The organism is Mesorhizobium sp. M6A.T.Cr.TU.017.01.1.1 (assembly GCF_004023115.1).
GTDB classification, from domain to species: domain Bacteria; phylum Pseudomonadota; class Alphaproteobacteria; order Rhizobiales; family Rhizobiaceae; genus Mesorhizobium; species Mesorhizobium mediterraneum.
The window spans coordinates 16,321-38,756 of sequence record NZ_RZTA01000052.1 but is presented as its reverse complement, the minus strand read 5'-3'; the positions used below and the strand labels follow the sequence as shown (position 1 = coordinate 38,756).

Sequence of the window (22,436 nt, the reverse complement as noted above, 5' to 3'; positions counted from 1 at the left end):
GGCAATCGACCAGGCGGGCATCGACACGCTGCCGGTCAAGCGCCGCTATATCCGTGTCGTCAAGCCGGTTCGCATCGAGAACGGTGCCTCTTGGGCGGAGTTCAGGCCTTATGACGGCACGCGCTTCGAGATCGAGATCGATTTCGAAAGCCCGGCGATCGGGCGTCAGCTCTTCGCATCCGACATGAACGCCGACATTTTTCGCCGCGATATCGCGCGGGCCCGTACCTTCGGTTTCATGAAGGATGTCGAGCGGCTGTGGGCAGCCGGCTATGCGCTTGGCTCCTCGCTGGAAAACTCTCTGGTGATCGGCGACGACAATCGCGTGATCAATATGGGAGGCTTGCGCTATCCCAACGAGTTCGTGCGCCACAAGACGATGGACGCCATGGGCGATCTGGCGCTGGCCGGCGCCCGGTTCATTGGCTGTTTCCGTTCGTATCGCGGCGGCCACAGGCTGAACGCGGCAGCGTTGCGCCGCCTTTTGTCGGACCGTTCGGCGTTCGAGATCGTCGAGACGACACGCCGCGAGCGCGGTCGTGCGGCCGATATGAGCGCCGTCTATGCGCCCGTTTACGCGCCCTGGATGATCTGATTCTTAACGTTTTTCGGGTTTTATAGCCGCCGGCCTGTGTTGCATGAATGCATCATTGGCCGGCGAAATCATGTAAGTGCGCGGGCCGCGCCAAGCCGCCACAAAAATGTGCGATTGGCCGGGGATAGCGTTGCCGGGCACGGCGGTTATGGTTTATGGCTGCTGCCCCAGAGCGAATGACGACTGAAATGACGCCGAAAGGGCGGAATCCAATCATGTTTTTCAAGCGAATTGGTCAATCGAAAGCGCCGCATCGGTCTGTTTTCCTGGCGCTTTCGGTGGTTGTTCCATCGCTGTTCCTGTCGGCCTGCATGTCGTCCGAGAAGGATGTCGACCTGTCGACCTATGTCGAGCAGACCGAGCCGGCCGACGTTCTCTACAATCAGGGCCTCGCCAACCTTAATGCCGGGCGCCTGCAGGAGGCGAGCCGCAAATTCAGTGCGGTCGACCGCCAGCATCCCTATTCGGAATATGCCCGCAAATCGATGGTGATGGGCGCCTTTGCCGACTATCGCCAAGGCAACTACAGCGAGGCGATCGGTTCGGCCAAGCGCTATCTCACGCTCTATCCCTCGACCGACGACGCCGCCTATGCCCAGTACATCATCGGGCTGAGCTACTACCGGCAAATCAGGGACGTCACCCAGGACCAGAAGGAAGCGCGTCAGACCGTGCAGACGATGCAGGATCTGGTGACGCGCTGGCCCGATTCCGAGTATGTCGATGACGCCAAGGAAAAGATCCGCTTCGCCAACGACCAGCTCGCCGGCAAGGAGATGCAGATCGGCCGCTACTATCTCGAGCGCCGTGAATATATCGCCGCCGTCAAGCGGTTCCGCAACGTGGTGGAGACCTATTCCAACACGCGCCATGTCGAGGAGGCGCTCGCGCGCCTTACCGAAAGCTACTATGCGATGGGGCTGACATCGGAGGCGCAGACTGCCGCGGCTGTGCTCGGCACCAACTATCCCGACAGCGTGTGGTACAAGGATTCCTACAAGCTCCTGCAGAGTGGTGGGCTCGAGCCGCGCGAGAATGCCGGGTCGTGGATCGCCAAGGCCGGGAAGCTGATCACCGGCGCCTGAGCGGCGCGTCACCATGCTTTCCAGACTGTCGATCCGCGATATCGTTCTGATCGAGAAGCTGGACATCGACTTCTCGTCCGGCCTTTCGGTGCTGACCGGCGAAACCGGCGCTGGAAAATCCATCCTGCTCGACGCGCTGTCGCTGGCGCTTGGCGCCCGCGGTGACGCTTCGCTGGTGCGGCATGGCGCGGCACAGGGCCAGGTCATCGCCGTGTTCGACGTGCCGCGCAACCATCCTGCCCGCATGCTGCTTGCCGACAACGCTATCGAGGACGATGGCGACATCATCCTGCGCCGCGTGCAGACGGCAGACGGCCGTACCCGCGTCTTCGTCAACGACCAGCCTTCGAGCGTGACGCTGATGCGCGACGTCGGTCACGCGCTGGTCGAGATCCACGGCCAGCATGACGAGCGTGCCCTAGTCGATCCCGGTGCCCATCGCGAATTGCTGGACAGTTTTGGCGGCCATCTCGGCGCGGCCCGGGCGACCGGCGAGGCATGGCGGCACTGGCGGGCCTGCGAGCAGGAATTTTCGCGACACCGCGCCAAGGTGGAAGCGGCGGCCCGCGAGGCCGACTATCTACGCGCCGCGGTCGCCGAATTGACGAAGCTCGATCCCCAGCCCGGCGAGGAAGCCGACCTAGCCGAATTGCGCGCCTCGATGATGCGGGCGGAAAAGATCGCATCGGAAATCCACGACGCACAGGATGTGCTCTCGGGCCCGTCCTCGCCCCTGCCGCAACTCGCCAGCCTGTTGCGGCGACTGCAGCGCAAGGTGACCGAGGCGCCCGGCTTGCTCGAAGACGTGGTCAAATCGCTCGATGAGGCGATGCTGTCGCTCGACGCGGCACAGTCGGGGGTCGAAGCGGCACTTCGCGCCACCGAATACGATCCGCGGAGGCTGGAGCAGGCCGAAGAGCGGCTGTTTTCGCTGCGTGCCGCCTCACGCAAGCACAGTGTGGCGGTCGACGATCTGGCGCAACTGCGTGACACGATGGCGGCCGATCTCGCCGACCTCGACGCCGGCGAGGAGCGCCTGCATGGTCTGGAGAAGCAAGCCGCCGCCGCCCGCGAGACCTACGACATTTCCGCGGCACAGCTTTCGTCGCTTCGCCATGCGGCGGCGGTCGGATTGACCAAGGCGGTGATGGCCGAACTGCCGGCACTCAAGCTCGAACGGGCCGCCTTCATCGTCGAGATGGCAAGTGAGGCCGAGAGCCGCATGGAAGACGGCATCGATCAGGTCGAGTTCTGGGTGCGCACCAATCCCGGCACAAGGCCGGGGCCGATGATGAAGGTCGCTTCCGGTGGCGAACTTTCACGGTTCCTGTTGGCGCTGAAGGTGGCGCTGGCCGACCGTGGCTCGGCGCCGACCCTGGTCTTCGATGAAATCGACACTGGGGTTGGCGGCGCGGTTGCGGACGCTATAGGCCAAAGGCTGGCGCGATTGTCGAAGCGCGTGCAGGTGCTTTCGGTGACCCACGCGCCGCAAGTGGCGGCGCGTGCGGCGACGCATTTCCTGATCTCCAAATCCGGCAGCGCCGACCGGGTTGCGACCGGTATCGCCGAGATGGACCGGGCAGCGCGTCAGGAAGAGATCGCGCGGATGCTGGCTGGAGCGACGATCACCGACGAGGCACGCGCGGCGGCCGAGCGTCTGCTGCGGGAGAACACCGCAGCATAGCGGAACTCACGCTCGGCGTTATGGATCGAGTCAGGATGTGGCTCCATGCTGCTGTTCCGGAATGATTTTCTCACGATCTGGCTCCCTTGCGGGAAAATCCTGATCTATTGTGGCGCCACCGCTGCAGCGCCGCGCGTCCTTTCGGGAGCAAAGGACTCTGTAGCAATTGATTTTGCACAGGATCCTTTCTGAAGATCGCTTCGGTCTCCTGGGGGTGTGCGTCGAGGAGCAGTGCATGTCCGAAAAACCTGTCGATTCGCTTGGTGAAAGCGAGGCAGCAAGCGAGCTGAAGCGGCTGGCGGAGGAAATCGCCGGCCATGATCAGCGCTATCATGCCGAAGATGCGCCGACGATTTCGGACGCCGCCTACGACGCGCTGCGGCGGCGCAATCTCGCCATCGAGCAGCGTTTTCCCCATCTTGTGCGCGATGATTCGCCGTCACGGAAAGTCGGGGCGGCGGTCTCGGAAAAATTCGGCAAGATCGTCCATGCCATTCCTATGCTGTCGCTCGACAACGCTTTTGCCGATGCGGACGTGATCGATTTCGTCGGCCGCATTCGCCGCTTCTTGCGGCTCGGCGCCGACGCGCCGTTGGCCATGACGGCCGAGCCGAAGATCGACGGCCTGTCGCTGTCGCTGCGCTACGAGGCGGGACGGCTGGTGACGGCAGCAACGCGTGGCAACGGCCAGGTCGGCGAGGATGTGACAGCCAACGCCCGCACCATCGCTGAGATTCCCAATGTGCTTTCGGGGGATTTTCCCGAAGTATTGGAAGTGCGCGGCGAGGTCTATATGCGCCTCACTGATTTCGCCGAGCTCAATCGCCGCAATGCCGAGGCCGGAAAGCAGGTTTTTGCCAATCCGCGCAACTCGGCGGCAGGCTCCTTGCGCCAGCTCGACACCTCGATCACCGCCAGCCGGCCGCTGCGGTTTTTCGCCTATGCCTGGGGCGCGGTGAACGCCATGCCCGCCGACACGCAGATGGGCATGGTGGCAGCGTTCGAGCGCTTTGGCTTCAGGGTCAACCCGCTGATGAAGCTGTTCGATAGTGTCGAAGGGCTGCTCGAACAATACCGGCTGATCGAATCCAACCGGGCGACGCTTGGCTACGACATCGACGGCGTCGTCTACAAGGTGAACAGCCTTGAGCTGCAGCAGCGGCTGGGCTTCGTGTCACGCTCGCCACGCTGGGCGATCGCGCACAAATTCCCCGCCGAGAAGGCGACGACGATCCTGACCGGCATAGACATCCAGGTCGGCCGCACCGGCGCGCTGACGCCGGTGGCGCGGCTTGTGCCGGTGACGGTCGGCGGCGTCGTGGTGACCAACGCGACGCTGCACAATGAGGACTACATCAAGGGCATCGGCAATAGCGGCCAGCCGATCCGCGAAGGCCGTGACATTCGCATCGGCGACACGGTGAGCATCCAGCGTGCTGGCGATGTCATTCCGCAGGTCATCGACGTGGTCATGGAAAAGCGGCCGCCCGACAGCATGCCATATGCATTCCCAGTGCTTTGCCCGGCCTGCGGCAGCCACGCCGTGCGCGAGGAGGGTGAAGCGGTCAGGCGCTGCACAGGCGGTTTGATCTGCCCCGCGCAAGCGGTGGAGCGTCTGCGCCATTTCGTGTCCCGAGGCGCTTTTGATATCGAGGGGCTGGGCGAGAAGCAGATTGAGTTCTTCTTCCATGCCGAGGATCCGTCGCTGCGCATCTATTCGCCGGCCGACATCTTCACGCTGAAAGCACGGCAGGCAGCATCGCTGACCAAGCTCGAGAATGTCGACGGTTTCGGCGCGACCTCGGTGCGCAAGCTGTTCGCGGCAATCGACGACCGGCGGCAGGTCGAGTTCTCGCGCTTCCTCTATGCGCTCGGCATCCGCCACATCGGCGAGACCAACGCCAAGCGGCTGGCCCGCCATTTTCTTTCCTTTGCCGCTTTCCGCGAAACCGGGCAAAGCGCCGTCATGCCGGCCGGCAAGGGCGACCCGGGCAACGCCGCCTGGCAGGAGTTGAACGGCATCAACGGCATCGGCTCGATCGTGGCCGAAGCGGTGGTCGACTTCTTCGCTGAAGACCATAACCGGCAGGCGCTCGACGCATTGCTGGCGGAAGTAACAGTGCTCGACGAGGAGCCGGTCGGTGGCGTGTCGTCGCCGGTCTCCGGCAAGACGGTGGTCTTCACCGGCGCATTGGAGAAAATGTCGCGCGACGAGGCCAAGGCAATGGCCGAAAAGCTCGGCGCCAAGGTCGCCGGCTCGGTGTCGAAGAAGACCGATCTCGTCGTTGCCGGACCAGGTGCCGGCTCCAAGCTCAAGCTCGCCACCGAGCTCGGCATCGAAGTGATCGACGAGGATGCGTGGTTCGTGCGGATCGGCAAGGCGTGACGGTGGCATTTAGCGGTTTCGGCCAAAAGGCCCTTCCTTTCCTCAAGGCGCTCAATTTTCATCAGCGCCGGGAGTGGTTTGTCGAAAACCGCGACCTTTTCGAAAGCGAGTTGCGCGATCCTTTCGGCGATCTGGTCGAAACGCTCTCCGAGCGCTTCGCTGTAGTGGGGCTGGGGTTGCGCGGCGATCGCAAGAAGTCGCTGTTCCGGATCAATCGCGACGTGCGTTTCGCTAAGGATAAACGACCCTATAACCGGCATCTGTCGGCAATTCTTTCGCCTGACGGCACCAAGATGGAACAGGGCGTGTTGTTCGTCTATATCGGGCTTGAGCGCTGCTTTGCCGCCGTTGCCTGGTGGCAACCCGGGCCGGCGCTTTTGCTGGCGATGCGCCAAGCCATCGGGACACGGCCGGGTGAATTCCGAGCGCTGATCAAGGCATTGAAGCAAAACCGTCTCGAACTTGATCCGGAAGGCTGCATGAAGCGCACACCGCGTGGCTTCGAGCATGTCACCGACATCGACCTCGTGGCCGCCATCCGCAATCGGCATTTCGTCGTCCGGCACGAGATCGACCCTGCGGGAATCCACAGTGCGGCATTGGCCGACGAGCTCGTCGATTTCACCATGCGCGCCAAGCCGCTGCTCGACTGGGGCAGGGCGATCGAAGGCAAGGTCCCGGTGAACCAAGCTCCGGACCGATGATGCAGGCCTGAACGTGCAAAATGGCTGCGCGATCATTTCCGCTGATCGTTTGGCTCAAGCGAATTGGTGTGACAAGGCAGGCGGCTCTCCCTACATACGGCCTTTCTCCAAAGAATGGTTCCCCAGGAGCGACGGATGTCGGCGGAAGCAATCTCCGAAAACGGTGCGAAAAGCGATTTCTGGCAAGGCGTGCGGCTCTCGATGCCCGTCGTGGTGGCGGCGGCGCCGTTCGGGCTGCTGTTCGGTGCGCTTGCCGTCGACAATGGTTTTTCGGTGCTTGAAGCCGTCCTGATGAGCGCCATGGTCTACGGCGGCGCCAGCCAGATGGTGGGTATCGAATTGTTCGGGCAGCATGTCGCGCCATGGCTGATCGTGCTGTCGATCTTCGCCGTGAATTTCCGCCATGTGCTTTATTCCGCCGGTATCGGCCGGCGCATCGCGCACTGGCCGCTGATCCAGCAAGCGGTAGGCTATTTCCTGCTCACCGATCCGCAGTTCGCGGTGGCTGAGCATAAGGCGGAAGCCGGCGAGACGGTCGGCTTCGCCTGGTACATGGGGCTTGGACTGCCGGTCTATGTGTTCTGGGTAACCGAAAGCGCGCTCGGCGCGATGTTCGGCAAGCTCATTCCCGATACGCATGTGCTGGGCATCGATTTCCTGCTGCCGATCTATTTTCTCGGACTGGTCATGAGCTTTCGCAAACGGCCGCTGTGGCTGCCGGTGGTCGTCGCAAGTGCTGCTGCCTCCATCATCGCCTACAAGACGGTGGGCTCACCCTGGCACGTCTCCATTGGCGCCGTGGCCGGCGTGCTGCTCGCGGTCATCCTGCCGCCGCATCACAGTGGTGTCGAGGCGCGGCCATGAGCACGACCTTGTGGATCATCATCGCCGGTGCGATCGCCACCTATCTCACCCGCATCGGCGGACATCTGGTGATCTCGCGCTTCGAAAATATCCATCCGCGCGTCGAGGCCGGGCTGAATGCGGTGCCGGCGGCGGTGCTGACCACTCTGGTCGCGCCGGCAGCGCTGAGCGCCGGGCCGACGGAATGGGCGGCATTGATCGTCGCCGGGCTGGTCTCGCTGCGCGGCGGGCTTATGGCGATGTTTTTGGCCGGTGCCGCCGTGCTGATCCTCGCCCGGCAGTTCGTCGGGTGACTGGACCGACTGAGTAGGCCGGTCCTACTTGCGCACGATGTCGGAGATCGCGGGGTCGAATCGACCTCCTGCAAAGAGCGTGCGCATCGTCTCTTCCGGATCGAAACCAAACGTTTCGGCGGCCGTCACCGCAATCAGAGCGTCGAGGTCGAGTGTCGGTGCAAGGTCGCGTCCTTGGTGGAGCGCACTGGTCGATAGCCCCGGCCAGTCGGCCAGCACCCGCCCGCCATTCACCGCCCCGCCAGCGAGAATCGCGGCCGATGCCGTACCGTGGTCGGTGCCGCCAGTGCCGTTGACGGCGGCAGTGCGGCCGAACTCAGTGGCGGCCAGCACGGTCGTATCGTTCCAATCGTCGCCGAGCCCAACGTGCAACGCATCAATGAGCGCGTCGAGCGCTCTGAGCTGATTGGCTAGCCTGCCTTGCTGGCCGCTATGCGTGTCCCAGCCGCTGGTTTCGATCATGGCAACGCGCGGTCCGTCGGCCTTGGAGAGGAAGCCCGCAGCGGTGCGGCCGACGCTCGCCGCGTCCTTGCGCTGCGCATTCACTGCGCCAAGCGCTCGTGTCTCCATCGCGCTGCTCCACAGCGCATGCAGCTGTTCGTCGGCGTCATAGAGCTTGCCGACGCGCATCATCAGGTCGTCCGGCGCCTCTGGCAGAGCGGATGGCGCATAGGAGGTGACGTCCGCCTGGCCTCGTAGCGCCAGCGGGATGGTCGGTGCAAAAGCGATCGCTTCGCCGCGAGACTTAGGCAGCATGCCGACCAGCCGGTTTAGCCAACCGTCCTTGCGTTCATAGGGCGAGGTGCCGCCGCTTTCGAGCACGTTTTGACCGTCGAAATGCGAGCGCTCGCGATAGGGCGAAGCGACCGCGTGGACGAACAGTGCCTGCTTGTCCTGATGCAGCTTGCGAAGCCCGGTGAGCGAAGGATGCAGGCCAAACGTGCCGTCGAGCTTTATCGGATTGTCGATTGCCAATGGGCCGCGCAGTGTGCGGTAGGCGGGCTCGGCATAGGGAATGATCGTGTTCAACCCGTCCGCGGCGCCGCGCTGGATGATGAAAACGAAGCGGCGATCGGTTTCCACATTGGCGAAGACGATGCGCGGCGCAATCAGCATCGAGCCGAGGCCGGCGCCGGCGAGAGTGAGGAATTGACGGCGTTTCATGTTGGTCATCTCCTCTGGAAATCATCTTCGTTGGAAGTCGGGCGACACGAGCAGCAGCGCGATGCCGGTGCGCCGGCTCTCGGCGCGGTCGATCTCGGCTACCGTCAGTTCGCTGAGTGAGCCGGCAAAGAGTTTTCGCGCGAGATCTCGCGGATCGATGTCGCCACTCTGCGCGGCGAGGCGCTGCGCCGCCTCGACCCGGCGCACCAGTGCGTCGGGCGCGGCCCAGCTCCCGGCAACGTCATCATAGCCAGCCGGCGAACGCGGCCGCCACACCGGTTGGCCGATCTGGTTGAGCAGTTGCGCCAGGCGCGGCTTGCCGATGTCGCTGCGGCCCAGGCCGCGCAGCGCCGAGATCGTCCATTCCCACGGCGTCTTGAACTTGGCCGCCGCCGGCTGCCAAGCTTCTGGACTGTCGATGAGCGCGCGGTAGACGGCGACGAGATCGCCCTTCGACCGGCGAAAGGCTTCGGCGAGCCGCGTCACGACCGCTGCCGGCGGCTCGTCGGCGATGAAGTGGCGCGCCAGCTTGGTCGCGATGTGCGTTGCGGTCGCTTCGGCCGCCGCGAGGTCGCTCAGCACGGCAAGCGCCTGTTTCTCACCGCTCTGGTGGTAGGTCTTGCCCATGATCGTGCGTTCGCCTGGCTCATGCAGCCCAGGTCGAAAGGTGAAGGCGCCAGCCTGGCCTCGCTCTTGAGCGCGCCCGGTGCTGAAACCGGTCAGGGCCAGCGCGAATTCGGTCACGTCGGTCTGGCTGTAGCCGGAGCGCACGCCGAGTGTGTGCAGTTCCATGATTTCGCGGGCCAGGTTCTCGTTGATGCCGGGCTTGCGCTTGGCGATGCGTTTTGCGGCGCGGCTGGCAAATCTTGAGTTGGGACCGATCGAGCGCACCTGGTCGAGATAGAACAGCATCGCCGGGTGGCGCTCGGCGGCGAGCAGCATATCCTCGAAGTGGCCGAGCACATGCGGGCGGATCGCCTCGCGCTCGAAGGCGCCGGCGATCAGGGTCACCTGCGGTTTCTCCGCCGAGATGGCGAAATGGTTCGACCAGAAATGCACGAGCCGTTCGACGAAGGGGGTCGATGTTTCGAGCGCCGCGCGTGCTCGCGTGTCGACCTCGTCGCGATAAAGCGCTTGAGCCTTCTGGCGCGCCGTCTTGCGGGCGGCCATCTTTGCGGCCCGGTCGGCGTCTTTGGCCTCGAGCATCGCCTCGGCATAGCCGGCACCGAGTGTGGCCGAGTCCTGCGCACCGGAAAAGACGGCTGGGTTTGCGTCGTAGTTTTCGAACTGCGCTACCAACCAGGATTTCGGGTCGGCAGGCGCCTCGTCGTCGGGCCGGGCGCCCAGGCCGAAGCGGTTGAGCGCAACCGCGACCTCGCTTGGACGTGCCAATCGTGCCTCCGTCAGCATTGCTTTTCAGAGGCTTCAACGCGGCGGTGACCGGAATCCGTCGCTATTTCCGGCTCTATTTTTCGTGCGCTCGGCGCAGCATGTTGGTGCGGCCGCGCAGGCCGTCGACAAGCCGAGCCCTGTCGGCTGGCGTCAATCCCGTCGCGAAGGTCACGATTGCCTGTTCGAGCCGGCCGCGTAGCGCCATATCGGCTTGCCGGACCGAGGCGAGCGTCGCATTGATCGCCGCTGCGTCGATCGGCTCAGCCTCGATCAGGCGCGCGACCTCCTCGCGGCCGGCCCGAGCTGCTTCGATGTCGGCAGCCGACTGGCGCCGCGCCTCGGCGAGCGCCTGGCGGAACGCCTTGCGCTGTTCGGGCGACAGGCCGGCTGCGGCGAAGCGCAGGCCGCGCTGGTCGCCCGCCCCGTCGCGCTGCCCCTCCTGCGCCTGCCACATGTAGCCAGCTCCGGCAGCGGCGCCGAGCACGAAGATGTTGAGCGCCAGCGAGACGGCAAGCAGGATCCTGATGCTGCGTTCGCTCATTGCACATCCCCTTGCATGTCGCCGAATGCGGTCAGCGCATAGGCGTCACCATCGTCAGGGGCGCTGTTGAGCGACAACAGCACGGCGACTGTCAGCACACCGGCTAGTGCGCCCGCCAGTCCGATGCCGGCCAACCCGGCACACTGCCAGATGAGCCGTGTGCGGCGCCACAGCGCAGACGGCGCCGTGGCAATGATCCTTCGCGCGTGCGCGCCGTCCGGAGCTGCGACGCGATGGCGCGACAGCAGATCGTCGAGCTCCGCCGCCGGTGCAAGTGCGACTTCGGCTTGAGTCGGGTAGGCGGCGATGAAGTCCAGCGCCGCCGCCCGCTCGTTTTCAGGCCAGCGCTGCGGCGACCCGCCATAGGCGGCAACGAGCGCGGAAAACCTCTCTGGAGTCATGTCATTTCGTCCCTGTCTCGTCCGAGCCTGGAGCGCAACTGCCGCCGCGCCCGCGACAAGAGGCTTTCCAATGCTTCAATGCTGATTCCCATGACCTCTGCGGCATCGCCGTTCGAAAGCTCCTGATAATACTGCAGCACGATCGCCTCGCGCTGGCGCTCCGGCAGCTCGGCCAGAGCGCGCCGCACCTGGTGCTGATCGTCGGCCGCGAGCATATCCGCTTCCGCGCCCGGTCGTTCATCGGGGCGATCGGGAAGTTCCGCCACCGGCGTCTCCCGCCGCCTGCGCAGCCGGTCGTAGCAGAGATTGAGTGCGACGCGATGCAGCCAGGTGTCGAACTTCGCCTCGCCGGCGCGCCAGCCCGGAGCCGCCCGCCAGATGCGCAAGAAGGTCTCCTGCGCGATGTCCTCTGCCTCGCCGCGGTCGCCCAGCATTCGCGTGGCGAGACGGATCAGCCGCGGCAGCTTGCGCTCGACCATGGCTTCCACCGCAGCCGCATTGTTTTGCGCGATCAGCGCCAGCAGCCGCTCGTCGGTCTCGCCCACGCTTTGCCTTCTCGTTCCACCACGCCAGACCTTCTGCTGACACGACCGTCATCCTGCACCCGCTATGTGTCTTCAACGGGTTTCAATGCGAAATCCGTCGGCGACCCGTGCTTGGGGGACAGACATGGCCCCAGTCTGGTGGCACACCATTGGCGCGACATCGAGAGCCAGATGTCCGTTTAGGGGGCGATAGCTGACCCCACCACCTTTCCGAAAATCAGATCTTCTGGTCGTGCGGCAGCGGTGCGGTTGCCTTTTCCAGCCAGGCCAGCGTCTCGCCATCGAGCATCGGTCCGATCTCGGCCAGCACGCGTGCGTGGTATTGGTCGAGCCAGTGCAGCTCGTCACGCGTCAACAGGTCGGTGCGCACCAGCCTGGTGTCGATCGGAGCCAGCGTCAGCGTTTCGAAGCCGTGCATGGTGATGTCGCCGCCCTCTATCGGTTCGGCCGGCGTCACCAGGATGAGATTCTCGATGCGGATGCCGTAAGAGCCTTCCTTGTAGTAGCCCGGCTCGTTGGAGAGGATCATGCCCGCCAGCAGCTTCTCAGTGCCGGTCTTGGCGATGCGTTGCGGGCCTTCGTGAACGGCCAGATAGGAGCCGACGCCGTGGCCGGTGCCGTGGGCGAAATCGCAGCCATGTCTCCACAGGGCAAGACGCGCCACGGCATCGATTTCGGAGCCGCGCGTGCCCGGGGGAAAGCGCAGCATGGAAATGCCGATCATGCCCTTCAGCACCAGCGTGAAGCGTTCGCGCATTTCCTCGGTCGGCTTGCCGATCGGCACAGTGCGGGTGATGTCGGTGGTGCCGTCCTGATACTGCCCGCCGGAATCGAGCAGGAACAGCTCGCCAGACTGAAGCTTTCGGCTGGTGGCGCGGGAAACGCGGTAGTGCATGATGGCGCCGTTCGGACCGGCGCCCGAGATCGTGTCGAAGGACACGTCGCGCAACAGCATCTGCGTTTCCTCGCCGGTGCTGCGGCGGCACTCCTCGAGCTTGGTGACGACGGCGATTTCGTCGAGCTTGCCGGGTTTCTGGCGGTCGAGCCAGCAGAGCAGCTTGGCCACGGCGGCGCCATCGCGGCGATGCGCGGCGCGGGCGCCGTTGATCTCGGCCTGGTTTTTCGTGGCGCGTGGAATGCGGGCTGGATCGGGCGCCGATATGACGGTGCCGCCATTGTCCTCGACCAGCATGCTGAGCTTCTCCGCCGCCAGCACCGGGTCCAGCGCGATTTTTGCACCGCCCTTGGCCAGAGCCGCGATCGCCGCTTCGAAGTCACGGGGTTCGTGCAGTTCAGCAAGCTGCGTCAGATAAGCTGCGACGGTGCGCGAAAACTTGCGCTGGTCCATGAAAAGCTGGTGCGACCCGTCGGCGGCGAGCACAGCGAAGCCGAGCGCCAGCGGCGTATGCGGCACGTCGCCGCCGCGGATGTCGAAGGCCCAGGCGATGGAGGACGGGTCGGTCAGCACGGCATGGGTGGCGCCATCCTTGCCGATGGCCGACGCCAGCCGCGCCAGCTTGTCCTTGGCCAGTTCGCCGGCAAAGGCGATCGGATGGAGCTCGACCGGCGCCAACGGTGGTTCGGGCTGGTCCTTCCAGATGGCGTCGATTGGATTCTTCTCGAGCGGCACCAAAACCGCCCCCGATTTTTCGGCCGAAGCTTTCAGCGCTTTCACGTCGCCGATCGTCTGCAGCCACGGATCGAAGCCAAGCCGCACGCCCTTGCCGAGATTGTCCTTGATCCAGGTGGCGGGCGGATTGTCGACCAGGCTTTCGATCGAGAAGATGTCGAGATCGACTTCCTGGCGCACCTGCAGCGTATAGCGTCCGTCGACGAACATGACGGCGCGGCCGCCGAGCACGATGGTGATGCCGGCCGAGCCGCTGAAGCCGGTCAGCCATTTCAGCCGTGCCGAGCGGTCGGCGACATATTCGCCCTGATGCTCATCGGCACGCGGCACGATGAAGCCATCCAGGTCGTTGGCCGCCAGCCATTGACGCAGCAGCGCCACCCGCGGCTTGCCGACGGCTGGGTCGCCGGCGGAATCAAAAGTCTGGAACATGACGGGGCTCTCCTCGGATGCTGGCGCGACCGTAGCGCATGACCCCGAAAATCGGAATCGACTTTTGCTGGGCTGATCTTCGGTTCGGAGAAAATCAGCGCAAGATCAAAGTGCTACAGCATCAGCCGCCTGACAACCGACGGGATTTGGTCCAGCAGCATCGCTTTTGCGCATAGACGCCATGCAGAATCAGCGATTTTCAAATAGGTCAGCAGAGCTTACCTTTTTGGAGTGGAGGAACGACTCTTATTGCACTGCAAAGGAGACCATCATGTCCACGATTTCAGCCAGACGCGGATTTTTCCGAAGCGCCATGAACGCTCTCATCGAAGCGCGCCAGCGCGAAGCGAGCCGCTATGTGAGCGGCGTTCTGCTTGGCTTTGACGACGAAACGCTGAAAGCGCACGGCTACGATCGCGAAGAGCTGAGGAAGGCGGCAAGATCGCCCTACGTCTGAGCGACTTGCCGCTTGCGTTTGAAGGCGCTGCGCGTCACCGCTTGAGGTGGATCGTCACCCAGCCCTCGCGGTGCAACGTCCTGACATGGCGGAACCGCTGGCCGACATAGGCCGAGATCACTGCGTCGCGCTGCCGGTCGAGGATGCCTGATAGCACGATCGAGCCGCCCAAGGTGACATGCCCGGCCATTTCGGGCGCCAGCCGCATCAGCGGCCGCGCCAGTATGTTGGCGACGATGAGGTCGAAGGGGCCGCGCGCGGCAAAGATCGGGTGGTGGAAGCCCGGAGCCGTCACCGCTTCGACGAGCGCTTTGACATGGTTGAGCCGCGCATTGGCGGCGGCGACCTTTATGGCGACAGGGTCGATGTCGGTCGCCAGCACCGGGATGTGGGCGAGCTTGGCTACCGCGATCGCCAGCACGGCACTGCCGGTGCCGAGGTCGAGCGCATTGCGTGGGCGCTCGCGCCGCACGACCTGTTCCAGCATTTCAAGGCAACCGGCGGTGGTGCCGTGATGGCCGGTGCCGAAGGCGAGGCCCGCTTCGATCTCGATGGCGAGCTCGCCGCTGTGGCGCTTCCTGCGGTCATGCGCGCCATGGACGAAGAAACGGCCAGCGCGCACCGGCTTCAGTCCCTCCAGCGAACGCGTTACCCAGTCGATATCAGGCACGGGCTCGCGCGCAATCGGCCTCGACAGGGCAAGCCCGGCAAGAATCTCTTCCACACGCGCCTCGACGGCATCGACATCGCCGTCGGCATAGAGCGACACTTCGTGGATGTCGCGATCCTCATCGACTTCGAGGATGGCAATCGGCAGACCCTCGTCCTCGAAGGCCGTCTCGAACGCCGCGAAGATACGGTCGGCCTCGATCTTTCCAGTGGTGAAATAAAGCCGCGTTTGGGTCATCAAACGATGTTTTTGTTTGAGCATGATCTTTTCCGAAAACCGGTCTCACTTTTCGGGATCATGCTCTAACCTTCCGCCGCCAGCCGCTTGAGCTTGGCGATGGCGGTGTCCGGGCTTTCGCCATAGGCGATGGTGCCGGCGAAGTCGCCCCTGGCGTTGAGCAGCAGCACCGACGCGGTGTGGTCCATCGTGTAGTCGCCGTTGTCGGTATCGACCTTTTTCGAATAGATGCCGAAGGATTTGGCCATCGCGTGGACCTTGTCAGGATCGCCGGTGATGCCGAGGATGCGGTCGGAGAAATTGCTGATATAGGCGTTCATGATTTCGGGTGTGTCGCGTTCCGGGTCCACCGAGACGAAATAGGCGTGCACGTTCTTGCCGTCGTCACCCATCGTCTTCAGCCAGCCGGCCAGTTCGAACAGCGTGGTCGGGCAGACCTCCGGGCAATGGGTGAAGCCGAAGAAGACGACGCTGGGGTGGCCGCGAAAGGCAGCCTCGGTGACCGGAGCGCCCTTCTGGTCGACCAGCGTGAACGGCGCGCCGAACGGCTCGCCGCCATAGTGCCCGCGGTACCAGTCGAAGGTGAGCCAGCCGATGCCTGCTGCCATCAGGACAAGAATGCCGACCAGTATCGAACGCATCATCAATTGGGTGTCCGTCGTGATTTTCATTGGCGCCGTATCGGCGCAAGCTGGTTCGGCGAACACTCTTAACGGTTTGATCTCGCGCGCGCAAAGATGTCGCGTTGCCGCAACCGGCATTCCTGTCAAAAAATGATCCGCTTGCAAAGCGCTGCCGCCGGTCCCACCTGAGGTCGGCAAAACTCGAACCGCAGGAGGCTTCCTTGCAAGGACTGATTGGGCGAAAACTGATCGGCGGCGCTTTGGCCGCATGCCTTGTCATCGGTGCTGGTGCGGCTTTCGCCCAGGAGGTCGGCAAGGTCGGCGTCGACTGGCTAGGCAACGACATCATCGTCGAGGCAATCAAGGATCCCAAGGTCGAAGGCGTGACCTGCCACGTCTCCTATTTCGACCGCGGCGTGATCGATCGTTTGCAAAAGGGCAACTGGTTCGAGGATCCGTCCGATTCTTCGATCTCCTGCCGTCAGACCGGGCCGATCACCATCAGCGAGATCGACATGAGCGAGGCCGGCGAGGAGGTTTTCAAGCAAGGCATCAGCCTGATCTGGAAGAAGCAGGTGGTGAACCGCATCTACGACAAAGCCAATGAGACCTTGATCTATCTGTCGCACTCGCGCCAGGTGCAGGACGGTTCGGCGAAAATGTCGGTCACCACCGTGCCGCTCTACGGCCAGAACGTGGTGTGGACCAACGGCAAGCCAAAATAGACTCTGGCACAGGCGACGGACGATTGGTCCCGCTTGCGGGACCAATCGCTCGGGCGTAAAGCCGCGGCATGGACCGCCCCGAAAACCTCTTCCTGAAAGACCCCGAGCCGCGTATCCACCCGACCGCGGAGCTGAAGGCGTGCAAGCTTGGACGCTACGCCTCGATCGGCGAGCGGGTCATCTTGCGTGAAGTCATAGTGGGCGATTTCTCCTATTTCGAGCGCCACGCCGAGGCGATCTACACGACCATCGGCAAGTTCTGTTCGATCGCCGCCAACAGCCGCATCAACGCGCTGGAGCATCCGATTGAGCGGCTGACCCAGCACAAGGTCAGCTACCGCCCGAACGAGTATTTTCGCTGGCTGGGCGTCGACGCGGCTTTCCGGGAACGGCGGCGGGCGCAATCCGTCGGCATCGGCCATGATGTCTGGATCGGCCATGGCGCGGTGATCATGCCTGATGTGACCATCGGCAATGGCGCGATCATCGGCGCCAATGCGGTGGTGACGCGCGACGTTCCTGCCTATGCGATTGTCGCCGGCGTTCCGGCCAGGCAATTGCGCCAACGCTTCGCGGCGGACATCGCCGCGCGGATCGAACGTCTTGCCTGGTGGGACTGGCCGGTCAAGAAACTGGCCAAGGCGGTCCCCGACATGCAGGCGCTGTCCATCGAGGTTTTCCTCGACCGCTGGGAAAACGAAATACCCTGATCTTGCGGGTGCGTGCACGGCTATGTCCGTGAAATTCCGTGAAATCCCTCCTTTCAGGGAACCCGGAGCGGTTGCCGGTTGTTTCTCCCTACCATGATAGAGAAGCGTTTCACGAAGATCGCCAACTACGTCGCCCATCTCGCCGGTCTGCCGTCGACATTCGCCATCTGCTGCCTGATCATCATGGCCTGGGCGATAAGCGGGCCGATTTTCGGCTTTTCCGATACGTGGCAACTCGTCATCAATACCGGCACGACGATCGTCACCTTCCTGATGGTGTTCCTCATCCAGAACACCCAGAACCGCGATGGCACGGCGATTCAGACGAAACTCGACGAGTTGATCCGGGCCGGCAAAGCTCACAATACTTTTATCGGCATCGAGCACCTGACCGAATCCGAGGTCGAGGAGATCCGCAAAAAATGTGAACAGGCGGCGAAACGGCATGACCAGAAGATCGCCGATGCGGCGGTCAAGAAAGCCGCTGCGCAAAAGCGCGGCTCGAAGAGCCGTGCGGCGTAAGCGTCAGCTTTCCATGAACGCCGCGAAAGCGTCCTTGTGGTCCGGGTGCCAGCGCGACAGAGCAGGGCGGTTCTCGATGATGTCGCCGATCGCCCAGGCCATGCGCTTTTCGTCCATGGGTCGTGTCGCCTCGTTGTCGGGGCACAGGATGTAGAAGTCGCCACGCACCAGCGCGGTCAGCATGAAGTCGATCACCTGCTCGCCTGTCCAGGCACCGGCGGGTTTTTTGGTCGCGCCCTCGGTCAGGCCGGTAAAAGTGAACCCCGGAATGAGCAGATGCGCCGCAACCTTTGCGCTGGGCTCGTTGCGCAGCGCGTGTGCCAGGCCTTCGGTGAAGGTCTTCACGCCTGATTTGGAGACGTTGTAGGCAAGGTTGCCGGGCGGCGTGGTGATGCCTTGCTTGGAGCCGGTGTTGACGATCAGGCCCGGCCTGCCGGCCGCCAGCATGCGCGGCGCGAAGGCCTCGACGCCATGGACGACGCCCCAGAAATTGATGTCCAGCAGCCGCTTCCAAGCGTCGCGGTTCTCCCAGGGTTTGCCGGGATTGTTGCCGACCCCGGCATTGTTCATCAACAAAGACACCTCGCCGAAGGCACCGAATGCCTTTTCGGCCAGCAGGTCTAGTTCGTCGGCCTTGGAAACATCGGTGGCGACAGCAAGCACCGCGTTATCGCCGGCAATTGTGGCAACGGCGCGGGCAGCCTCGTCGAGCCGCGCGCCACCGATATCGGCCAGCACGATTTTCAGGCCCATCGCCGCCAGCCGCTTGGCCGCAGCAAGGCCGATGCCGCTGGCGCCGCCGGTGATGACGGCAGCGTTGCCGGAGGCAAGGGCAGGCAAAGCGGTCTGGATTTCGGCGTCGGTGGTCATGGCGATTGTCCTCGTTCAGTTGCGCCGAACTTAACGCGGCGAGGGGCCCGCGCAAGCCCGCTTTGGCGTCCTTGGGTTGACCACATCGGCAGGCGCTGCGCATGCTGTCCTGACAAAAAGGAGATTTACCGATTGACCGATTGGATCGAGATCCTGAAAGAACAGACCGCTACCGGTGACCAAATGAGCCGCGAAGTGCCGCAAATGCTTGCCAATCCCGATATCAGCGAAGCGCAAGTGAAGACGCTGTTTTCGGCGCTCGAAAAACAGGCGGAATTCGTCGAGAAGCTGCGCATGGCGCTGGAAAAATTCGGCCATGATTTTTCGGTGATCAAGGCGGCCGAGCGACTGGAGGAACGCTATGCCGATCTTGCGGCCTCGGTGGCGGAAAAGCTGAAAGCGATGCGAGGCTAGGCAGACCTATTTTTCGACCAGCCTCTCGAACCGCCTGTCCGGCACGAACCAGATCATGGCAACCAGTGCATAGAGCGCGACGCTGAACCATTGATTGACGAAGGCCAGCGGAATGGCGGCGATGTAGAGGACCACCGAGATCTTTTCCTTGCGGTCGGTGCCCGCCGCTCTGGCGAAGGTAGTGTCGTTGCCATGCAGCCGGTGCAGCATGACGACCAGAATGAAGTAGGCGGCCGCGCAAAGCGCCAGCACAACACCGTAAACGGCGACAGGCACCGGCGCGAAATGGTTTTCACCCATGAAGGCGGTGGTGACGGGCATCAGCGACAGCCAGAACAGCAAATGCAGATTCGCCCACAGCACACGGCCATCGACGCGCTGCACGGTGTGGAACATGTTGTGCAGATTGTTCCAGTAGATGCCGACATAGATAAAGGACAGAACGTAGCTGAGAAAGGTGGGCCACAGAGGTGCCAGCGCGGAAAAATCCGCGCCATGCGGCACCTTCAATTCCAGCACCATGATGGTGATGATGATGGCGATGACGCCGTCGGTAAATGCCTCGACTCGTCCCTTGCCCATGGATCCTCCCTACCAATGCGCCAAACTTAAAAGATGATTTCGCGCAGCGCCACCGGCAACACCGTCAAACTGTCAGGAGCAAGTCCAGGAGGGGAACACTTGGCGCGAAGAAGGCGTTAGCGTCACGATTCCGGACAACTGGAGGTCGAAATGATCGCCGTGACGCGCGATAACGAGCTCGGCGGCAGGGCGGCAATGGCCGCTGTTGCTGCCATGATCGCAGTTCTTTTCGCCGGCAGCACGGTGCTGACGCCGCTTTACGTCATCTACAAACAGGCGTTCGGCTTCTCGCAGATCACCCTTACCCTGGTCTATGCCGTTTATGTCTTGGGTAACCTGGCGGCGCTTTTGATGTTCGGACGCGTGTCGGATGTCATCGGCCGCCGGCCGGCCGCCCTGGCGGCAATGGCGGTGGCGGTCGTCAGCGCGCTGTTTTTCCTGTTCGCCGAAAATGTCGCGTGGCTCGACATCGCCCGGATTTTGAGCGGCTTGGGAATAGGCGTCGGTGCGGGAACCGGCACTGCCTGGCTCGCCGAGCTGGTCGCTACCGACGACAAATCACGTGCCGCCATCATTGCCACCAGCACCAATTTCTTTGGTCTCGGTCTTGGTGCGCTGGCGGCGGGACTGCTTGCCGAATATGCGCCGTGGCCACTAAGGCTGACATTCGTCGTTTATCTGGCGGTGCTTGCCCTTGTCGCGGCGCTGGTCTGGCGCACGCGGGAAACCATTTCACAACCGGGAAAACTGGCCGATATCTCCGTGCAGCCACGGTTCTCGGTGCCTGGTGAAATCCGCGCCGGTTTCGTGGCGCCAGCGGTAACCGGCTTCGGCGCCATGGCGCTGGTCGGTTTCTACGCGGCGCTCGCGCCGAGCATACTGGCGCAGCAGCTCCATGTGACCAACCATGCCCTGGCCGGCGCCTTGTTCTTCGAACTGGCGATCGTGGCCGCCGTCACCATATTGGTGACGACACGCCTTTCGAGCCGCAGCACCATGCTCGCGGCTTTGGCCCTGATGATCCCGACCGTCGTCCTGGTCGTGGCGGCGCAGGTCTTCGCTTCGATGGCCATCATGATCGCCGCGACTGCGTTCTGCGGCGTCGCGGCAGCGCTCGGCTATCGTGGCGGCCTGCAAGTGGTCAACCAGATCGCGCCGGCCAGCCGCCGCGCCGAAGTGGTCTCAGCCTTCTTTATCTGCTGCTTTTGCGGCAATGCGCTGCCGGTCATCGGTATTGGCATCCTGTCGACGGTGACAAGCGCGACAATAGCAAGCCTGGCCTTTGCCGGCATGATCACGATCTTTTCCCTGGTGGCGCTCGCATTCGGAGCCAGATATGCGCGGTGAGCCGATCGTTCAGCCGTTCGGCGTCTCGGGCGAAAGATGCGCGCGCTGGCGCGGCACGCCGAGGCCGGTGTCCGGCGGCTCGCCGGCGGCCGGCCTGTCCTCGATCATGTGCATAGTGCGCCAGCGGCCGAAGCGGTAGTAGGCCGCCGCCAGCGCGAGCGAGGCGATCGAGCCGACCGGAAAGCTCCACCACAGCGCTTCCTCGCCGATCACGCTTCGGAAGAAATAGGCGAAGCTGGTACGCACCAGAAGCACCGAGATCACCAGAATGATCAGAGGCGGCATCACCGCGCCGGTGGCGCGCACCGTGGCGAAGAGCACGATGGTGACGCCGAACAGGATGAAGGACCAGGACGCGACCTTGTTGATATGGGTGGCGATGTCGATCGCGGCACTGTCGCTGCTGAGGAAGAGGCCGAGCATCGGGCGGTCGAAAAACGAAAAGCAGAGCGACCAGCGCGCCGGTCAGGACGAGATTGAAGGCAACGCCTGATATGGCGATGCGGCCGATGCGGTCCCAGCGTCCGGCGCCGACATTCTGCGCGGCCATCGAGGAGACCGCGGCGCCGATCGCCAGCGCCGGCATCTGGATGTAGTCCAGAGCTGCGCGGCGATGCCGTAGGCGGCGGCGACCTGCGAGCCGTAGGAATTGACGATGCCCATCACCGTTAGCGCCGCTGCCGAGATCACGATCATCTGCAGGCCCATCGGCACGCCCTTGAAGACGACGATGCGAAGCAATTTCGAGTCCGGCCGCAGCAGAGCGAGGTTGGCGCCGGCCAGTCGCAGCGGGTGCTTGCGCGCATAGAGCACGACCAGGATGGCGATGACGCTCACCGTCTGGCCGATCAGCGTCGAGGTGGCCGATCCGGCGATACCGAGTTCGGGGAACGGGCCGATGCCGCGGATGAGCAGCGGGTTCAAGATGATGTCGAGCACGACCGCAAGCGCCATGAAGATGAAGGGCGTGCGCGAATCGCCGGCGCCGCGCAGCACCGTCATGACGAAGGAGAGCAGGTTCATCATCGGCACGGCTACGAAGATGATGCGCAGATAGGAGCGGGCCAGCGGCAGCGCATCGGCCGGCGTGCCCAGCGCATTGAGGATGGCGTCGACCCAGATCCAGCCGCAGACCGCAAGCACCACCGAGACGGCGAAGAAGAAGGTGGCACTGGTGCCGACGATGCGCCGGGCCTCGGGCAGGTCACGGGCGCCGACCGATTGCGCGATCAGGATGGTCGCCGCCATGCCGATGCCGAAAACGGTGCCGAGGATGAGAAACAGCACGAGATTGGCGTTGGACGTGGCCGTCAGCGCCGATTCGCCGAGGAAGCGGCCGACCCAGACGGCGTTGACCGACCCATTGAGCGACTGCAGCACGTTGGAACCGAGCACTGGCAGGGCGAACAGCAAAAGCGTGCGCGGGATGGGGCCACTGGTGAGGTCGCCGGTCTGCCGGCGCGCGGGCATCTTCTCGTCCATGGCGGGCAGCTCGGCAAAAGACCATATGAATCAGGCCCGCGATGATATCGCAGGGTTGTTCCACATGCATCTTTTCCCAGG

General features: G+C 63.5%; 24 protein-coding genes and 2 pseudogenes. 14 read left to right on the top strand and 12 right to left on the bottom strand.

The features are described from left to right. The 8 genes from EOB36_RS17860 to EOB36_RS17830 all read left to right on the top strand — a co-directional run. Positions 1-595, top strand: a 595-nt coding sequence (locus tag EOB36_RS17860; protein WP_206637178.1) for a UDP-3-O-acyl-N-acetylglucosamine deacetylase, incomplete at its 5' end; no start/stop codon positions are given. A gap of 215 nt (positions 596-810) precedes the next feature. Then, positions 811-1,680 carry an outer membrane protein assembly factor BamD gene (locus tag EOB36_RS17855; RefSeq protein WP_127205066.1) on the top strand — a complete coding sequence of 290 codons (870 nt, stop codon included), beginning with the start codon at positions 811-813 and terminating at the stop codon, positions 1,678-1,680. A 13-nt stretch (positions 1,681-1,693) separates the two neighbouring features. Continuing rightward, positions 1,694-3,364, top strand: coding sequence for a DNA repair protein RecN (recN, locus tag EOB36_RS17850; protein ID WP_095483343.1), 1,671 nt, complete (start codon positions 1,694-1,696; stop codon positions 3,362-3,364). A gap of 45 nt (positions 3,365-3,409) precedes the next feature. Further along, entirely contained in the window at positions 3,410-3,556 is a 147-nt protein-coding gene (locus EOB36_RS34415) for a hypothetical protein (RefSeq protein ID WP_164897544.1), read from the top strand. A gap of 43 nt (positions 3,557-3,599) precedes the next feature. Continuing rightward, on the top strand, positions 3,600-5,750 hold the full coding sequence (gene ligA / locus EOB36_RS17845) for an NAD-dependent DNA ligase LigA (RefSeq protein WP_128285364.1): 2,151 nt from the start codon (positions 3,600-3,602) through the stop codon (positions 5,748-5,750). Continuing rightward, the gene (locus EOB36_RS17840; protein WP_095483475.1) at positions 5,747-6,454 is read left to right on the top strand and encodes a TIGR02453 family protein; all 708 of its coding nucleotides are present in this window, start codon (positions 5,747-5,749) and stop codon (positions 6,452-6,454) included. Before ligA ends, EOB36_RS17840 begins: the two co-directional genes overlap by 4 nt. A 135-nt stretch (positions 6,455-6,589) precedes the next feature. After that, complete coding sequence (locus tag EOB36_RS17835; RefSeq protein WP_128285363.1) at positions 6,590-7,318, top strand: AzlC family ABC transporter permease; 729 nt, start codon at positions 6,590-6,592, stop codon at positions 7,316-7,318. Beyond that, positions 7,315-7,611 (top strand): AzlD family protein, encoded by a 297-nt coding sequence (locus EOB36_RS17830; protein ID WP_095483346.1) that lies wholly within the window; start codon positions 7,315-7,317, stop codon positions 7,609-7,611. The genes EOB36_RS17835 and EOB36_RS17830 overlap by 4 nt, the downstream gene beginning before the upstream one ends. Before the next feature lie 24 nt (positions 7,612-7,635). Here the strand turns inward: EOB36_RS17830 and EOB36_RS17825 are convergent, their stop codons facing one another. The 6 genes from EOB36_RS17825 to EOB36_RS17800 all read right to left on the bottom strand — a co-directional run bounded on the left by EOB36_RS17825 (position 7,636) and on the right by EOB36_RS17800 (position 13,716). Continuing rightward, complete coding sequence (locus EOB36_RS17825; protein WP_206637177.1) at positions 7,636-8,775, bottom strand: DUF1501 domain-containing protein; 1,140 nt, start codon at positions 8,773-8,775, stop codon at positions 7,636-7,638. 21 nt (positions 8,776-8,796) lie between these two features. Next, positions 8,797-10,167, bottom strand: coding sequence for a DUF1800 domain-containing protein (locus EOB36_RS17820; RefSeq protein ID WP_245329760.1), 1,371 nt, complete (start codon positions 10,165-10,167; stop codon positions 8,797-8,799). Between the two features lie 73 nt (positions 10,168-10,240). After that, on the bottom strand, positions 10,241-10,708 hold the full coding sequence (locus tag EOB36_RS17815) for a periplasmic heavy metal sensor (RefSeq protein WP_095483349.1): 468 nt from the start codon (positions 10,706-10,708) through the stop codon (positions 10,241-10,243). Then, positions 10,705-11,109 carry a hypothetical protein gene (locus EOB36_RS17810; protein ID WP_095483350.1) on the bottom strand — a complete coding sequence of 135 codons (405 nt, stop codon included), beginning with the start codon at positions 11,107-11,109 and terminating at the stop codon, positions 10,705-10,707. Before EOB36_RS17810 ends, EOB36_RS17815 begins: the two co-directional genes overlap by 4 nt. After that, the gene (locus EOB36_RS17805; protein ID WP_095483351.1) at positions 11,106-11,654 is read right to left on the bottom strand and encodes an RNA polymerase sigma factor; all 549 of its coding nucleotides are present in this window, start codon (positions 11,652-11,654) and stop codon (positions 11,106-11,108) included. Before EOB36_RS17805 ends, EOB36_RS17810 begins: the two co-directional genes overlap by 4 nt. 217 nt (positions 11,655-11,871) lie before the next feature. Continuing rightward, entirely contained in the window at positions 11,872-13,716 is a 1,845-nt protein-coding gene (locus EOB36_RS17800; protein WP_095483352.1) for an aminopeptidase P family protein, read from the bottom strand. 271 nt (positions 13,717-13,987) lie between these two features. Here EOB36_RS17800 and EOB36_RS17795 point away from each other — a divergent pair, with 271 nt between their 5' ends. Continuing rightward, a complete protein-coding gene (locus tag EOB36_RS17795; RefSeq protein WP_095483353.1) occupies positions 13,988-14,173 on the top strand; it encodes a hypothetical protein in 186 nt (61 codons plus the stop codon). 34 nt (positions 14,174-14,207) lie between these two features. Here EOB36_RS17795 and EOB36_RS17790 read toward each other — a convergent pair whose 3' ends face one another. Together EOB36_RS17790 and EOB36_RS17785 are read right to left on the bottom strand one after the other, a co-directional pair. Beyond that, positions 14,208-15,080, bottom strand: coding sequence for a 50S ribosomal protein L11 methyltransferase (locus EOB36_RS17790; protein WP_095483476.1), 873 nt, complete (start codon positions 15,078-15,080; stop codon positions 14,208-14,210). A 65-nt stretch (positions 15,081-15,145) separates the two neighbouring features. Next, on the bottom strand, positions 15,146-15,724 hold the full coding sequence (locus tag EOB36_RS17785; RefSeq protein WP_095483477.1) for an SCO family protein: 579 nt from the start codon (positions 15,722-15,724) through the stop codon (positions 15,146-15,148). Between the two features lie 200 nt (positions 15,725-15,924). On the opposite strand from EOB36_RS17785, the gene EOB36_RS17780 reads away from it, so the two are divergent. The 3 genes from EOB36_RS17780 (at position 15,925) to EOB36_RS17770 (ending at position 17,660) form a co-directional block, all read left to right on the top strand. Continuing rightward, positions 15,925-16,428, top strand: coding sequence for a CreA family protein (locus tag EOB36_RS17780; RefSeq protein WP_095483478.1), 504 nt, complete (start codon positions 15,925-15,927; stop codon positions 16,426-16,428). 68 nt (positions 16,429-16,496) lie between these two features. After that, a complete protein-coding gene (locus tag EOB36_RS17775; protein ID WP_128285361.1) occupies positions 16,497-17,138 on the top strand; it encodes an antibiotic acetyltransferase in 642 nt (213 codons plus the stop codon). A gap of 93 nt (positions 17,139-17,231) precedes the next feature. Beyond that, positions 17,232-17,660, top strand: a complete 429-nt coding sequence (locus EOB36_RS17770; protein ID WP_164547170.1) for a low affinity iron permease family protein — start codon at positions 17,232-17,234, stop codon at positions 17,658-17,660. A gap of 3 nt (positions 17,661-17,663) precedes the next feature. On the opposite strand, the gene EOB36_RS17765 is transcribed toward EOB36_RS17770, so the two are convergent. Beyond that, on the bottom strand, positions 17,664-18,530 hold the full coding sequence (locus tag EOB36_RS17765) for an SDR family NAD(P)-dependent oxidoreductase (RefSeq protein WP_127292439.1): 867 nt from the start codon (positions 18,528-18,530) through the stop codon (positions 17,664-17,666). 132 nt (positions 18,531-18,662) lie between these two features. Between EOB36_RS17765 and EOB36_RS17760 the strand changes: the two genes are divergently transcribed. Next, positions 18,663-18,944 (top strand): hypothetical protein, encoded by a 282-nt coding sequence (locus tag EOB36_RS17760; RefSeq protein WP_029351415.1) that lies wholly within the window; start codon positions 18,663-18,665, stop codon positions 18,942-18,944. Between the two features lie 6 nt (positions 18,945-18,950). On the opposite strand, the gene EOB36_RS17755 is transcribed toward EOB36_RS17760, so the two are convergent. After that, complete coding sequence (locus tag EOB36_RS17755) at positions 18,951-19,526, bottom strand: TMEM175 family protein (protein WP_128285360.1); 576 nt, start codon at positions 19,524-19,526, stop codon at positions 18,951-18,953. Positions 19,527-19,676: 150 nt separating this feature from the next. Between EOB36_RS17755 and EOB36_RS17750 the strand changes: the two genes are divergently transcribed. After that, positions 19,677-20,873 (top strand): MFS transporter, encoded by a 1,197-nt coding sequence (locus EOB36_RS17750; RefSeq protein WP_128285359.1) that lies wholly within the window; start codon positions 19,677-19,679, stop codon positions 20,871-20,873. Between the two features lie 9 nt (positions 20,874-20,882). On the opposite strand, the pseudogene EOB36_RS35210 reads toward EOB36_RS17750, so the two are convergent. Both EOB36_RS35210 and EOB36_RS17745 read right to left on the bottom strand, forming a co-directional pair. Next, positions 20,883-21,308: pseudogene (locus EOB36_RS35210) on the bottom strand (MATE family efflux transporter); the annotation flags it as partial. 357 nt (positions 21,309-21,665) lie between these two features. Then, positions 21,666-22,343: pseudogene (locus EOB36_RS17745) on the bottom strand (MATE family efflux transporter); the annotation flags it as partial. Positions 22,344-22,436: the final 93 nt, after the last annotated feature.

Coding starts and splice junctions, on each gene's coding strand:
- EOB36_RS17855 (WP_127205066.1), top strand. CDS start 811: ATGTTTTTCAAGCGAATTGGTCAATCGAAAGCGCCGCATCGGTCTGTT.
- recN (WP_095483343.1), top strand. CDS start 1,694: ATGCTTTCCAGACTGTCGATCCGCGATATCGTTCTGATCGAGAAGCTG.
- EOB36_RS34415 (WP_164897544.1), top strand. CDS start 3,410: ATGCTGCTGTTCCGGAATGATTTTCTCACGATCTGGCTCCCTTGCGGG.
- ligA (WP_128285364.1), top strand. CDS start 3,600: ATGTCCGAAAAACCTGTCGATTCGCTTGGTGAAAGCGAGGCAGCAAGC.
- EOB36_RS17835 (WP_128285363.1), top strand. CDS start 6,590: ATGTCGGCGGAAGCAATCTCCGAAAACGGTGCGAAAAGCGATTTCTGG.
- EOB36_RS17830 (WP_095483346.1), top strand. CDS start 7,315: ATGAGCACGACCTTGTGGATCATCATCGCCGGTGCGATCGCCACCTAT.
- EOB36_RS17825 (WP_206637177.1), bottom strand. CDS start 8,775: ATGAAACGCCGTCAATTCCTCACTCTCGCCGGCGCCGGCCTCGGCTCG.
- EOB36_RS17815 (WP_095483349.1), bottom strand. CDS start 10,708: ATGAGCGAACGCAGCATCAGGATCCTGCTTGCCGTCTCGCTGGCGCTC.
- EOB36_RS17810 (WP_095483350.1), bottom strand. CDS start 11,109: ATGACTCCAGAGAGGTTTTCCGCGCTCGTTGCCGCCTATGGCGGGTCG.
- EOB36_RS17800 (WP_095483352.1), bottom strand. CDS start 13,716: ATGTTCCAGACTTTTGATTCCGCCGGCGACCCAGCCGTCGGCAAGCCG.
- EOB36_RS17795 (WP_095483353.1), top strand. CDS start 13,988: ATGTCCACGATTTCAGCCAGACGCGGATTTTTCCGAAGCGCCATGAAC.
- EOB36_RS17790 (WP_095483476.1), bottom strand. CDS start 15,080: ATGACCCAAACGCGGCTTTATTTCACCACTGGAAAGATCGAGGCCGAC.
- EOB36_RS17785 (WP_095483477.1), bottom strand. CDS start 15,724: ATGATGCGTTCGATACTGGTCGGCATTCTTGTCCTGATGGCAGCAGGC.
- EOB36_RS17775 (WP_128285361.1), top strand. CDS start 16,497: ATGGACCGCCCCGAAAACCTCTTCCTGAAAGACCCCGAGCCGCGTATC.
- EOB36_RS17770 (WP_164547170.1), top strand. CDS start 17,232: ATGATAGAGAAGCGTTTCACGAAGATCGCCAACTACGTCGCCCATCTC.
- EOB36_RS17765 (WP_127292439.1), bottom strand. CDS start 18,530: ATGACCACCGACGCCGAAATCCAGACCGCTTTGCCTGCCCTTGCCTCC.
- EOB36_RS17755 (WP_128285360.1), bottom strand. CDS start 19,526: ATGGGCAAGGGACGAGTCGAGGCATTTACCGACGGCGTCATCGCCATC.
- EOB36_RS17750 (WP_128285359.1), top strand. CDS start 19,677: ATGATCGCCGTGACGCGCGATAACGAGCTCGGCGGCAGGGCGGCAATG.